10 protein-coding genes, 1 tRNA gene and 1 pseudogene are annotated in these 13,058 nt (G+C 71.8%); 6 read left to right on the top strand and 6 right to left on the bottom strand.

Features of this window, described 5'->3' with window-relative positions; all coding sequences use genetic code 11:
• Window positions 1-73 precede the first annotated feature (73 nt).
• From H0H10_RS07635 to H0H10_RS07650, 4 genes are all read left to right on the top strand, one after another.
• A complete protein-coding gene (locus H0H10_RS07635) occupies window positions 74-883 on the top strand; it encodes an SAM-dependent methyltransferase (RefSeq protein ID WP_188180077.1) in 810 nt (269 codons plus the stop codon).
• A 43-nt stretch (window positions 884-926) separates the two neighbouring features.
• The gene (locus H0H10_RS07640) at window positions 927-2,330 is read left to right on the top strand and encodes a type I glutamate--ammonia ligase (RefSeq protein WP_188180078.1); all 1,404 of its coding nucleotides are present in this window, start codon (window positions 927-929) and stop codon (window positions 2,328-2,330) included.
• A 1-nt stretch (window position 2,331) separates the two neighbouring features.
• Entirely contained in the window at window positions 2,332-3,477 is a 1,146-nt protein-coding gene (locus H0H10_RS07645) for an amidohydrolase family protein (protein WP_188180079.1), read from the top strand.
• An 83-nt stretch (window positions 3,478-3,560) separates the two neighbouring features.
• Window positions 3,561-4,088 carry an NUDIX hydrolase family protein gene (locus H0H10_RS07650; RefSeq protein ID WP_188180126.1) on the top strand — a complete coding sequence of 176 codons (528 nt, stop codon included), beginning with the start codon at window positions 3,561-3,563 and terminating at the stop codon, window positions 4,086-4,088.
• Window positions 4,089-4,507: 419 nt separating this feature from the next.
• Here H0H10_RS07650 and H0H10_RS41490 read toward each other — a convergent pair.
• The 5 genes and pseudogenes from H0H10_RS41490 to H0H10_RS07675 form a co-directional block, all read right to left on the bottom strand.
• A pseudogene (locus H0H10_RS41490) lies at window positions 4,508-4,729 on the bottom strand (2-keto-myo-inositol dehydratase); the annotation flags it as partial.
• 201 nt (window positions 4,730-4,930) lie between these two features.
• The gene (locus H0H10_RS07660) at window positions 4,931-7,324 is read right to left on the bottom strand and encodes a beta-xylosidase/alpha-l-arabinosidase (RefSeq protein ID WP_188180080.1); all 2,394 of its coding nucleotides are present in this window, start codon (window positions 7,322-7,324) and stop codon (window positions 4,931-4,933) included.
• On the bottom strand, window positions 7,321-8,139 hold the full coding sequence (locus tag H0H10_RS07665; RefSeq protein ID WP_188180081.1) for a carbohydrate ABC transporter permease: 819 nt from the start codon (window positions 8,137-8,139) through the stop codon (window positions 7,321-7,323). The genes H0H10_RS07660 and H0H10_RS07665 overlap by 4 nt, the downstream gene beginning before the upstream one ends.
• On the bottom strand, window positions 8,136-9,092 hold the full coding sequence (locus tag H0H10_RS07670) for a carbohydrate ABC transporter permease (RefSeq protein ID WP_188180082.1): 957 nt from the start codon (window positions 9,090-9,092) through the stop codon (window positions 8,136-8,138). The genes H0H10_RS07665 and H0H10_RS07670 overlap by 4 nt, the downstream gene beginning before the upstream one ends.
• A gap of 10 nt (window positions 9,093-9,102) precedes the next feature.
• Window positions 9,103-10,389 carry an ABC transporter substrate-binding protein gene (locus H0H10_RS07675; protein WP_188180083.1) on the bottom strand — a complete coding sequence of 429 codons (1,287 nt, stop codon included), beginning with the start codon at window positions 10,387-10,389 and terminating at the stop codon, window positions 9,103-9,105.
• Window positions 10,390-10,537: 148 nt separating this feature from the next.
• Between H0H10_RS07675 and H0H10_RS07680 the strand changes: the two genes are divergently transcribed.
• Window positions 10,538-11,560 carry a LacI family DNA-binding transcriptional regulator gene (locus H0H10_RS07680; protein ID WP_188180084.1) on the top strand — a complete coding sequence of 341 codons (1,023 nt, stop codon included), beginning with the start codon at window positions 10,538-10,540 and terminating at the stop codon, window positions 11,558-11,560.
• A gap of 528 nt (window positions 11,561-12,088) precedes the next feature.
• Here the strand turns inward: H0H10_RS07680 and H0H10_RS07685 are convergent.
• Window positions 12,089-12,162, bottom strand: a tRNA-Pro gene (locus H0H10_RS07685).
• A gap of 138 nt (window positions 12,163-12,300) precedes the next feature.
• Between H0H10_RS07685 and H0H10_RS07690 the strand changes: the two genes are divergently transcribed.
• Complete coding sequence (locus H0H10_RS07690; RefSeq protein WP_188180085.1) at window positions 12,301-13,008, top strand: thiamine pyrophosphate-binding protein; 708 nt, start codon at window positions 12,301-12,303, stop codon at window positions 13,006-13,008.
• Window positions 13,009-13,058 lie beyond the last annotated feature (50 nt).

Genomic DNA, 13,058 nt, shown 5'->3' on the forward strand with positions numbered 1-13,058 from the left:
TTCCCGGGACAGCGTGATCACCGGGCGGCACAATGGGCGGCGACGGACGGCACGGGCGCGAAGGAGCCGGCACGTGAGCGAGCACCACACCGCGACGGACGGATCCCCGGGGCCGGACACCGCGGTGGCGCACAACGCACGCGTCTGGAACTACTGGATCGGCGGCACGGACCACCACCCGGTCGACCGGCGGGTCGGCGACCACGTCGCCGGCATGTTCCCGGTGATCCGGGAAGTCGCCCGCGCGGACCGCCTGTTCCTGGGCCGTGCGGTGCGCCTGATCACCGCCGAGCGGGGCGTACGGCAGTTCCTCGACATCGGCACCGGGCTGCCGACCGGGGACAACACCCACCAGATCGCGCAGCGCCTCGCGCCCGGCGCGCGGACCGTGTACGTCGACAACGACCCGGCCGTCCTCGCGCACGCCCGCACACTGCTGGCCGGAACCCCCGAGGGCACCACGGACTACATCCACGCCGACGTGCGCGACGCGGACGCCGTCCTCGAACGGGCCGCGCGCACGCTCGACTTCGGCCGGCCCGTGGCGGTCATGATGCTCGGCATCCTCAACTTCGTGCTCGACACCGCCTCGGCCCGGGAGATCGTCCGCGGGATCATGGCCCGGGTGCCCCCGGGCAGCTGCCTGGCCCTGACGCACCCCACCTTCGACGCCGACGTGGGCGGCGAGGGCCAGATCCCGGCCATGGAGTTCTGGAACGAGCACGCCACTCCGCCGATCACCGCGCGCAGCCGCGAGGACGTCGCCGCGTTCTTCGAAGGGCTGGAACTGCTCGACCCGGGGCTCGTCCCGTGCTCGCAGTGGCACGCCGGGGCCGGCGCCCCCGCCGTACCGCAGTTCGGCGCGGTGGCCGTGAAGCCGTGAGCGGCACGGCACCCGGCCCCGGCACCGCCGTCCTGGAGGACGTATGACCACTCTTGCCGACCCCGTGCCCGGCGGGCGTCCCGGTGACGTCGAGCGGGCCACCGCGCTCAGCGGCGAACTGTCCGGACAGGGCGTGCACGGCGTCGTCCTGGCGTACGTGGACACCGCCGGGGTCGGCCGGGTGAAGACCGTGCCCACCGCGAAGCTCGCCTCGGCCGCGGCCTGGGGCGTCGGCATGTCACCGGTGTTCGACACGTTCCTGGCCAACGACGCGATCGTCTCCACGGACGTCCTCGGCTCCCCCGACGGCGATCTGCGCCTGTACCCCGACCTCGACCGGCTGGCCGTGCTGGCGGCGCAGCCCGGCTGGGCGTGGGCACCGGTCGACCGGATCACGCAGGAGGGCGAGCCGCACCCGGCGTGCGGGCGAACCGTGCTGCGCCGGATCGTGGCCGAGGCCGCCGAGCGGCACGGCGTCACGTTCCGGGCCGCGGTCGAGATCGAGTGGGCCGTGGGCCGGGGCGACGCACCCGACGGCGCCTTCGTCCCCGCGGTGTCGGGACCGGCGTACGGCGCCACCCGTCAGGTCGAGTTCGGCGACTGCGCCGCCGACCTGCTGGCGGCGCTCGCGGCACAGGGCGTGGAGGTGGACCAGTTCCACCCCGAGTACGCGGCCGGGCAGTTCGAGATCTCCGTGGGCGCCCTCGACCCGGTGGCGGCGGCCGACCGCAGCGTGCTGGTACGGCAGACGATCCGGGCGGTGGCCCGGCGGCACGGGCTGCGGGTCTCCTTCGCCCCGGCGGTGGTGGCGCAGGGCGTGGGCAACGGCGGACACCTCCACCTCTCCGCCTGGCGGGACGGCACCAACCTGCACGCCGGCGGGACGGGGCGGTACGGCATGACCGCGGACGCCGAATCGTTCACGGCCGGGATCCTGGCCCGTCTCCCGGCGCTCACGGCGGTGACCGCGCCGAGCCCGGCCAGTCATCTGCGGCTCAAGCCCTCCCAGTGGGCGGGAGTGTTCACCGCCTGGGGCCGCGAGACCAGGGAGACCGCCCTCCGGGTCGTCACCGGTACCGCCGGGGTGCGCGAACGGGCGGCGAACCTGGAGGTCAAGCCGGTCGACCTGGCCGCCAACCCGTATCTCGCGCTCGCCTGTGTGATCGCCGCCGGGCTGGACGGGATGGCCTCCCGCGCGCCCCTGCCCGAGGAGACGACCGGTGACCCGGCGCGGTTCGGCCCGGCCGACGCCGCGGCCCGGGGCGTACGACGGCTGCCGACCTCGCTCGCGGAGTCCGTCGAGGCGTTCCGCGCGGACCAGGTGCTGCGCACCGCGCTGGGTCCGGTCCTGGCCGACGCGGTGATCGCCGTACGGCAGGGGGAGATCGAGGCGGTCGCCGGGCTGGACGACGACCAGGTGGCGGCGGCGTACCGCTGGAAGTACTGACATGACCGCGGACCCCGTCGTCGAGACGCTCGACGCGCTGGAGCTGGTCGACCACCACTGCCACGGTGCCGTCACCGCCGACCTGGACCGTCCGGGCTTCGAGTCACTGATCACCGAGGGCGCGGCGTGGCCCGGCGTCTCGCCCTTCGACAGCCCCGTCGGCCTGGCCGTCCGCCGCCACTGCGCGCCCGTGCTGGACCTGCCGCGCCACGCGCCGGCCGACGTGTACCTGGCCCGGCGGGCCGAGCTGGGGTGGGCCGAGGTGAACCGGCGGTTCCTCACGGCGGCGGGCACGGGGGTGTTCTGCGTGGACACCGGGTACGCCCCGGACCGCGTCACCACGCCGTCCGAGCTGGCCGGCGCGGCGGGCGCGGCGGCGTACGAGGTCGTCCGGCTGGAGAGCGTCGCGGAGGCGGTGGCCGCCGGGGGCGTGGAGGCCGACGCGTACGCGGAGGCGTTCCGCACGGCCGCGTGGGAGGCCGTGCGGCGGCCCGGCGTGGTCGGCGTGAAGTCGGTGGCGGCCTACCGCACCGGCTTCGACCTGGACCCGGCCCGTCCCCGGGCCGAGGAGGTCACGGACGCGGCCCGGCGCTGGCTCGCGCGGGGCGGCCGGCTCGACGACCCGGTGCTCGTGCGGCACCTGCTGTGGACCGCCGTCGACCTCGGGCGGCCGCTGCAACTGCACACCGGGTTCGGCGACAGCGACATCCGCATGCACCGCGCGGACCCCACCCATCTGACCGACTGGCTGCACCTGACCGCCGGCACGGTCCCCGTCCTGCTGCTGCACTGCTGGCCCTACCAGCGCCAGGCCGCCTATCTGGCGGCCGTCTTCGAGCGGGTGTACCTGGACGTGGGACTCACCCTGCACCACGTCGGCCCCGCGCGGGCGGGGGCGGTGCTGGCGGAGGCCCTGGAGATCACCCCGTTCCGCAAGCTGCTGCACAGCTCGGACGCCTACGGGGTGGCCGAGTTCCACCATCTCGGCGCGCTGGCGTTCCGGCACGGGCTGGCCGGGCTGCTCCGGGAGCGGCTGGACGCCGACGAACTGGCGCTCGAGGACGCACTGCGCATCGCGCGGTGGACCGGGCGCGAGAACGCGCTGCGGGTCTACGGGCTGCCCGACGGCTCACCGGACGACGGGTGACGGGCGTGGAGCGGGTCACAGTTGTTCTGGAGCGGCACACAGGAAGCAGGAGAGGCTGAAAGTATGATCAAGCGATGTCTGACATGACCGAAACCACGCCGGGCTGGCTGACGACCGACGAACTCGAACTGGCACGCGCCCGCATGCCGATCCTGTACGTCGAGGCCGTGCCCGTGCGCGTCGACGACAGCGGCGAAGTGACCAGCGTCGGCCTGCTGCTGCGCATCGGGCCCGACGGCACGGTCAGCCGGACGCTGGTCTCCGGCCGGGTGCTGCACCACGAGCGGGTCCGTGACGCCCTGCTGCGGCATCTGGAGAAGGACCTCGGCCCGGTGGCGCTGCCCCGGGTCCCGGCCTCGCTGCAGCCCTTCACGGTGGCCGAGTACTTCCCGACGCAGGGCATCACGCCGTACCACGACCCCCGGCAGCACGCGGTGTCCCTCGCCTACGTCGTGCCGGTGACCGGTGACTGCCGGCCCCGTCAGGACGCGCTGGACCTGGTCTGGTTCAGTCCCCAGGAGGCGCTGTCCCCGGCCGTGCAGAGCGAGATGCCGGGCGGGCACGGGGTGCTGCTGAAGCAGGCGCTGGCCCATGTGGGCTGCGTGATCTGAGCCGACCGGCCGCGGCGCGACATCGAGGCGGGTGTCCCGGTCTTCTGAGGTCGTGGCCGGTACCCGGCTGTCCCCCCTGCACCGTGGCGGCCAGCTCTATTGCCGAGGCGGTGCCGTCCCCGTCCCTCGGGTCAGCCGCAGTACCGGATCAGCCATTCGTCCGCGTGGTAGGTGTCCCGCGCCGGGTCCGGCCGGGTGGCCGGCCTGGTCTCGACCGCGTCCTCGGGGCGTATCCGCTCGGGCAGGTGGCCGAAGCGCTCCCGCCGGGTGCCGGCCGCGTCGTCGGCGTCCCTGAGCGAGTCGTGAGTGTGTGTGCGGTGGGTCACGTCGTCCTCCCGTCCACGCGAGCGTTCCCCGTTGCCGGTTGAACGCCCGGGTGCCCCGGTTGGTTCCCGGCCGCGCCCGTGGTTGCCGAACGGGGAGCGCAGGAAGCGCCGGATGCGGACGGCGACCGGCAGCGGCCGGTCCGGCTCGCACGGGTACATGTCCTGTTCGACGATGCGAACAGGACCGCGCCCCGTCCCCGTTCCGTCCGCGGCACCCGCGGCCAGGACGTCCGGGTCGACCGGCTGGAGGTGGAGACGGCCGATGCGCTCGCCGTAAGTCACCATCAGCTCGACGCTGCCGCCGCCCCAGTGGCCGCAGGTCTCCCTGGCCCGCCGGCCGAGCCGTTCCATGCCCCGGTCGGATGCGTCCCCTGCGCGGGCGCCCGTGGCCCGGTGAGCGCGGCGACCCGCCCGACGTGTGCCCGGGTCTCCTCCCAGGCGGCCGGCCGGGCGCGGGTCCGGACGGCCCCGGTGGGCGACGGCCGGCCACAGCGGGGCCGGCCGTCGCTCACCGGGTCAGGCGACAGGATCCGCCGGCCGTACCGTCTCCTGCTCGAACGACGCGTGGAACCGGCGGGTGTGGTCCACGTGGCGTTCCGGGCCGGTCAGGGTCACCGTCGCAGTCAGGCGGGCCTCGGCGCTGGACGCCGCGAGGCGCAGCTGCAGCTCGCCCGGTTCGACCACCCGGCGCCCGTCACGGCCGGTGAAGGAGGCCAGGTCGGCCGGCACGGTGACCCGTACCCGCTTCGCCTCGCCCACGGCGAGCCGCACCCTGGTGTAGCCGATGAGCCGCTGCACCGGCTGGACGACGGAGGCGACCGGATCGTGCAGATACAGCTGGACCACCTCCGTACCGGCCCGCTCACCCGTGTTTCGCACGGTGAACGCGAGGGTGAACTCGCCTGCGGTGTCCGTCTCTGCCCGGCCAACGGCCAGCTCGTCCCAGTCGAAGGACGTGTAGGACAGGCCGTGGCCGAACGCGAAGGCCGCCGTGGGATCGATGTTGGAGACGTCGCCGGCCTGGGCGAGCCGTGCACCGAGGTAGGTGGCGGGCTGGCTGCCGGTGCCTCGGGGCACGCTGACCGGCAGTCGTCCGGACGGGTTGGTCCGGCCGCTGAGCACACCGGCGATGGCGGCGGTGCCCTCCGCCCCGGGGAAGAAGGACTGCACGATGGCGGCGGACTCGTCCACGGCCCGGCCCAGGGCGTAGGGCCGGCCGGCCAGCAGGACCGTCACCACGGGCGTACCGGTGTCGAGCAGCGTGTCGAGCAGCCGCTGCTGGGCGCCGGGCAGGGCCAGGGACTCGGCGTCGCAGCCCTCGCCGCTCGTGCCCCGGCCGAAGAGGCCCGCGCGGTCGCCGAGGGCCACCACGACGACGTCGGCCCGGCGCGCGGTCTCGACGGCCTCGGCGATGCCGAAGATGTCGCCGTCGTCCACGCCGGTGCCCTGGACAACGGTGAGTTCCGTCTCGGGGAACTCCCGCCGAAGGGCGTCCTCGAGGGTGGGCAGGTCGATGCCGGGCGGTGTTTCCGGGTGGTGCACGCCTACGTGCTGGGGGAAGGAGTAGCAGCCCAGTACGGCGGCGGGCGCGGTGGCGTTGGGGCCGATCAGGGCGATGCTGCGGGGCCGGGCGAGGGGCAGGGTGCCGTCGTTGGTGAGCAGGACCACGGCTTCTTCCGCGACGGTGCGGGCCAGTTCCCGGTTCTCGGCGCTGTCCAGGTCGATGGTGCCGCGCAGGGCGCCGGGGTCGTCCAGGTCGGCTCCGCGCAGCGCGGCCGGGACCGGGTCCCAGCCGGCGTCGAGCAGGCCGAGGCGGGCCTTCTGGACGAGCACCCGGCGCAGGGCGCGGTCGATGAGCGCCTCGGGCACCCGGCCGGCGGCCACGGCCTCGGCGAGGGGCGCGCCGAACGTCTTCACGGTGGGCAGTTCCACGTCGACACCCGCGCGCAGGGCCGTGGCCGCGGCATCCGCCCAGTCCGCGGCGATCCCGTGCAGGGTCTTGAGGAAGGCGATGCCGAAGTAATCGGCGACGACCGTGCCCTCGAAGCCCCAGGTGTCGCGCAGCAACTCGGTGAGGAGCTCCTCGTCGGCCGCCGAGGGGATGCCGTCGGTGTCGGTGTAGGCGTGCATGACGGAATCGGCCCCGCCTTCGCGGATGGCCATCTCGAAGGGCGGCAGCAGGACGTCCGCCCGTTCGCGCGGGCCCATGCCGACGGGCGCGAGGTTGCGGCCGGCCCGGGACGCGGAGTAGCCGACGAAGTGCTTCAAGGTGGCGACGATGCCGGCCGAGCGCAGCCCCTGCACGTAGGCGGTGCCGATGCTGCCGACGAGGTAGGGGTCCTCTCCGATGGTCTCCTCGACACGACCCCAGCGGGGGTCGCGTACCACGTCCAGGACGGGTGCGAGGCCCTGGTGGACGCCGACGGACCGCATGTCGCGGCCGATGGCGGCGGCCATCCGGCGGATCAGGCCGGGGTCGAAGGTGGCGCCCCAGGACAGCGGGACGGGGTAGGCGGTGGCGCCCCAGGTGGCGAATCCGGCCAGGCACTCCTCGTGGGCCAGGGCGGGGATGCCGAAGCGGTTCGCGGCGGTGATCCGGGTCTGGGTGCGCAGCAGGGACAGCGCGCCGAGCGCGGGGTCGACCGGTGCCGTGCCGAACGGGCGGGTCAGCTGGCCCAGCCCGGCGGGCAGCAGGGCGTCGAGGTCGACGGCCTCCTCCATGTCGTGCTGGTGCGGGGCGACTTCGCCGCCCTCGGCGGACGCGCCGACCCACACGCCGTACAGCTGGGCGGTCTTCTCCTCCAGGGTCATCGCGTCGATCAGCGCGGAGACACGGGTGCCGACGTCCTGGGTCGGGTCGTTCCAGAGGGGGACTTCGAAGGTGGTCTCTGCGGCCACGTTGGCGGTCACTTTCCTCCCATGCCCATCAGGCCCTGGAGCAGGGCGCGACGGGCGAACAGGTAGACGAGCAGGACGGGCACCATGGACAGCGTCACGGCTCCCAGCAGGCCGGGGATGTCGATGCCGTGTTCGGTCTGGAAGTTGTACAGACCCAGGGTGACCACCTTGGTGGACTCGGACTGGGTCAGGACGAGCGGGAAAAGGAAGCCGTTCCACGCCTGGAGAGCGGAGAACACCACGATCGTGGAGAGTCCGCCCCGGGACAGCGGCACGACGAGCTGGAAGAACATGCGCCGCGGGCTCGCGCCGTCCATCGCCATGGCCTCGTACAGTTCCGGGGAGATGTCACGCATCGCGCCGCTGAGGATCAGCGCCGACATCGGCAAGCAGAAGGCGGCCGTGGGCAGGATGACGCCGAGCAGGTTGTCGTAGAGCCCGGCCTCGCTGATCAGGTAGAACATCGGGACGATCACGGCCTGGGCCGGGATGGCGAGACCGAGCAGGAACAGCCGGAAGATCGCCGACGTGGCCCTGCCGCGGCTGCGGACGATGGCGTACGCGAGCGGCGGGACCAGCAGCAGCACGATGGCGATCACGCTGACGGTGACGACGAGGGTGTTGAAGAAGTACCGGCCGAAGCCCGAGTCGAAGGCACCGGTGTAGTTGTCGAGGGTGAAGCTGTCCGGGATCGAGACCGGGCCGTTCTCGGCGTAGTCCTGACGGGTGCGCAGGGTCGCCGCGAGCATCACGTACAGCGGCAGGCCGACCAGGAAGAGCCAGACGAGCGAGCCTGCACCGGCCACGTAGTTCGGTCGGCGCCTCATGACACACCCTCCATGGAGCTGCGCATCTTGTCGTAGCCGGAGACCCGGACGACGATCAGCGAGATGATCGTGGCCGCGACGACCAGGACCAGGGCGATGGCGGAACCGGTGCCGTAGTCGAAGCTCTTGAACGCCTTGTCGTACATGTAGTAGGCGCTGATGGTGGTGTCGGTGCCGGGGCCTCCCTGAGTCAGGATGAGGACCGTCTCGAAGGTGGTCAGACCACCGACGATCATGAGGATCATCGAGGTGATCATGGAGGTGCGCAACTGGGGCAGGGTGATGTGGAAGAACTGCCGGTAGCGGCCCGCCCCGTCGATCTCCGCCGCCTGGTAGAGCACCGGCGGGATGGCGCGGGCGGCACCCTGGTAGATCAGTGTGTGGAACGGGGTGAACTGCCAGGTGCTGACGAACGCCAGCACCCCGATGGCGGTGGCCTGTTCGCCGAACAGGTTGCCGTCGCCGAACAGCCAGCCGGCGGCGGCGGGGATGCCGAAGTTCGGGTCGAGCAGCGCCCGCCACAGCACCGAGACAGCCGTCGCCGACAGCAGCAGCGGGATGAAGTAGATGACCGACAGGACCGCGCGGTTGCGCTGGTGGCCGGCGGCCCAGACGCCGAGAAGGATGCTCAGCGGGGTCTGGAGGACCACGCCGAGCGTGGTCAGCAGCAGGGTCAGCCAGATGCTCTTGAGCATGACCGGGTCGTCGACGAGCCGGGACCAGTTGTCCGTGCCGACGAACTCGGGGGAGCTGAGTCCGTCCCAGCTCATGAAGGACAGCACCGCCACCATGAGCAGTGGGACGATCGCGAAGAGGGTGAAGAAGACCGCGGCGGGAAGCGCCCAGGCGAAACCGGGGCGGCCCACCTTCGCCGTGGACGGGGCGGGTGGCCGCCGCCGGGACTCCTTGCGGAGGCCGGCGGGGGGCCGAGCGTTCGTGATCTGTGTGGTCATGAGCCGTTCGTCACTCGGTCGGGAGGGCCTGCATGGCCTTGATGAAGCCGTCCGTGTCGAGCTGTCCGTTGAAGAACTGCTGGATGGCCTTGTGCATGTCGGAGCTCGCCTTCTGCGGGTACGCCTGGTCCCAGGACAGCTGGAACGACGGGGCGTCGGCGACGAGGTCGTACTGGAAGCGCGAGTACTCGGGGGTGCCCGAGTTGTCGATGAACTTGCCGGTGTCGGTCGTGGTCGGCAGGTTGCCGATGTCGAGCTGCGCCTTGACGAAATCGTCGGAGTACATGAGCTTGAGGAACTCGGCGACGGCCTCGGGGTGCTTGGTCTTCTTCATCACCGAGTAGTAGTTGTTCGTGTTGCCGGCGACGTTGGCCGGGTCGCCCTTGCCGCCTTCGACGGCCGGGAAGGCGGTGTAGCCGAGGTCCTTCTCGGCGAAGTCCGGATGGTCCGTCAGCTGCTGGGAGTAGTACCAGGAGCCCATCAACTCGAAGCCGGCCTTGCCCGAGGCCACCAGCTGGACCGAGCCGCCGTTGGTGTACTTGACGGAGTCGTAGTTCTTGCCGAAGGCGTCAGCCTTCACAAGCTCCCTGATCATGTCCAGGGCCTTCTTGCTCTCCGGGCTCTCCCAGGCGCTCTTGTCGCCCCCGATGGCCTTGGCGAACAGCTCCGGGCCCGCTATGCGGTCGTAGAGGTACTGGAACCACATCTGGGTGGGCCACACGTCGCCGCCGCCGAGCGCGATCGGGGTGACGCCCGCGTCCTTGAGCTTCTCCACCGCGTCGAGCAGTTCGTCCCAGGTCTTCGGCGGCTGGACGCCCGCCTCTTCGAGGACCTTCTTGTTGTGGAAGAGCAGGACCGGCTGAGTGCCGCGCATCGGGATGCCGTACGGCTTGCCGTCGACGACGGCGTTGTCGAAGACCGACGGCAGGAACTTCTTCTCCAGGTCCGGGTTCTTCTTGATGAAGTCGTCGAGCGGCAGCAACAGGTCGGCCTTGACGAACGGCTTGATGCTGCCGCCACCCCAGTTGAAGAAGACGTCCGGCGCCTGCGGCGTGTTGATGATCGTCTGGAGCTTCTTCTGGTAATCGGCGCCGGGAATGGTGTCGAGGACGGCCTTGACCTTCGAGGTCTTGTTGAAGGTCTCGACGATCTGCTTCTCGACCTTGTTGGCGGCGTCCCCGTAGACGAGCACGTGGATCTTGCCGTCGTCCGAGGAGCCCCCGCCGCTTCCGCTGCCGCACGCCGCGAGGCTCGCCGCCAAGGCCAGCGTCGCACTGCAGGCAACCACTCTGGACATCCAACGCATGATCATCCGCCTCCGAAAGTTTCGATACAGGTTCCGAAAACCCTGCGCTGGACAGTAGGAGGCAAGGGAAGAAATGGTCAACGGTCGTGCGCGTACGCGGCCAAACCGTTACCCGACTCTCTTGCCCTATGCTGCATCCATGCACGAAGAAGCCCAGGTCGGTCGCAGGATTACCTTGGCAGCCGTGGCCAGAGAGGCCGACGTCTCGCTTCCGACAGTTTCGAAGGTTCTCAACGGTCGTTCGGATGTGTCTCCCACAACCCGGACCAAGATCGAGCGTCTGCTGGAGGCCCACGGCTACCGCCGGCGCACCGCGGGGCCGCCGCAGGCGCGGCTCATCGAGATCGTCTTCCACGAGCTGGAGAGCGTGTGGGCGATGGAACTCATCCGCGGGGTGGAGAACGTCGCCAAGCGGAACGACGCGACCGTGGCGCTCACCGAGAGCGGCACCCGGCACGCACCCGACCCGGAGTGGATCGCGGGTGTCCTGCGCCGCCGCCCGCTCGGCGTCGTGCTGGTCTTCTCCACGGTCCCGGAGGACGTGAAACGACAACTGCGCAGCCGGGCCATCCCGTTCGTCATCGTGGACCCGGCGGGCGATCCCGACCCCGACGTGCCGTCGGTCGGCTCGGCCAACTGGGCCGGGGGCATGGCCGCGGCGCGCCACCTGACCGACCAGGGCCACGAACGCGTCGCCATCATCACCGGCCCCGAGGACCTGATGTGCTCGCTGGCCCGGCTCGACGGATACCGCTCGGCGATGGCGATGGCGGGGCACGAACCGGACCCGGCGCTGGTGCGGTTCGGCGACTTCCATGTCCAGGGCGGCTTCGAACACGCCATGGACCTGCTGCGCCGCCCCGACCGGCCGACAGCGATCTTCGCCGGCAACGACCTGCAGGCCCTCGGCGTCCTGGAGGCGGCCCGGGTGCTCGGCCTGAGCGTCCCCGGCCAGCTGTCGGTGGTGGGCTACGACGACGTGCCCCCGGCCCGCTGGTCGAGCCCGCCGCTGACCACCGTCCAACAGCCCCTCCAGCGCATGGCCGAGGAAGCGGCGCGCATGCTCCTGCGGCCCACGGACCCGAGTAAGCCGGCCCTGCGCATCGAACTGGCCACACATCTGGTCATACGCCAAAGCACGGCTCCGCCCGGGGGGAGGTGAGGGGTGGGGCGGAGAGCGGCGATCGGGAATCCCGGACCCGAGATCCAGGCGTGTCCCAAGGGCACACCCCGGAGACCGGCGGAGAGGGTGGGGACGGGGTCCAGCCGGCCGGGAGCCGGCACACAGGGCACCGCGAGCACACCGGGACAGCCGCGCACCTGCCCGGCGGCGCCGATGCGACACTGCCCGTGCCCCCGCGTCGGCACAGCGCCGGCCACCGGCCCGTTCGGCGGCCGACCCGGCGCGGCCGCACCACCGGTCCGGGCGTCGTCACCGAGCCGGCGCACCATCGCCGCGGACGCGAAGCCGCCCGCGCGCCCCGCCCGTCGCACACCGGAGCGGCGGTGCGCCCCTCACCCGGCGGACGGCGTCCGTGCCGGCCCGTCAGTTCCGACTGGAGCGTGCGGTACGCCGGCTTGGGGCGGTAGTTCTCATTCTCGGTACGAGATTCCTCGGCCTGGGCGGGAAAACCGGCAGGGCCGGTCCCGGATTCCTCCGAAACCGACCCTGACCTGCGACTCTCACGAGTCGGGACGACAGGATTTGAACCTGCGACCCCTTGACCCCCAGTCAAGTGCGCTACCAAGCTGCGCCACGTCCCGTTGCCCGTCTGACCTGGGGTTTCCCCTGGCCGAACGCGCAGGAAAACCATACCGCACTCGGGCCGGTGGTCGCGCACGCATAAAGACGGGGCGATCACGCTTGACCTCAAGTTTGGTCGAGGTAGCACGATCGTCGGCATGACGACCATCGAAGAACGCGAACGGGTGTACGCCTACTCCGACCTGCCGGGACTGATGTCGATGATGACCGGCGACGAGAAGCACGGCCCGGCGGCGACGTCCACGCTGGACGTGCTGTGGGTCCTCTACGACCGGGTGCTGCGGGTGGACCCGGAGCGCCCGGACGATCCGGGACGCGACCGGTTCCTGCTGTCGAAGGGGCACGGTCCGATGGCGTACTACGCCGTCCTGGCCGCCAAGGGCTTCCTGCCCGTGGACTGGCTGCCCGGTTTCGGGCGCTACGACTCCCCGCTCGGCCACCATCCCGACCGCACGCTCGTGCCGGGCGCGGAGATCGGCAGCGGCTCGCTGGGGCACGGCCTGCCGATCGCCGTGGGCACGGCACTGGGCCTGCGGGCCCAGGGACTGGCCGAACCGCAGGTGTGGGCGCTGATCGGGGACGCCGAGCTGGATGAGGGCAGCAACCACGAGGCGATCGCCTTCGCCGGTCCCGCCGGTCTGGAGCGGCTGCACACCGTCGTCGTCGACAACGCCTCCGCCAGCCATGCCCTGCCCGGCGGGATCGCCGCACGGTTCGAGGCCGCGGGCTGGTCCGCGGTCACCGTCGACGGCCGCGACCACGAGGCGCTGTACGCCGCCTTCACCGCGCCGCATCCGGGGCGGCCGCACGTGGTCGTGGCCCGGGTGGAGCCGAAGACCGCCTGATCCCCCTGTCCGTACCGCTTCACCCCCTGTGCCAGCACTGAAAGGACTCC

It is taken from the genome of Streptomyces griseicoloratus, assembly GCF_014534645.1.
Classification (GTDB): domain Bacteria; phylum Actinomycetota; class Actinomycetes; order Streptomycetales; family Streptomycetaceae; genus Streptomyces; species Streptomyces griseicoloratus.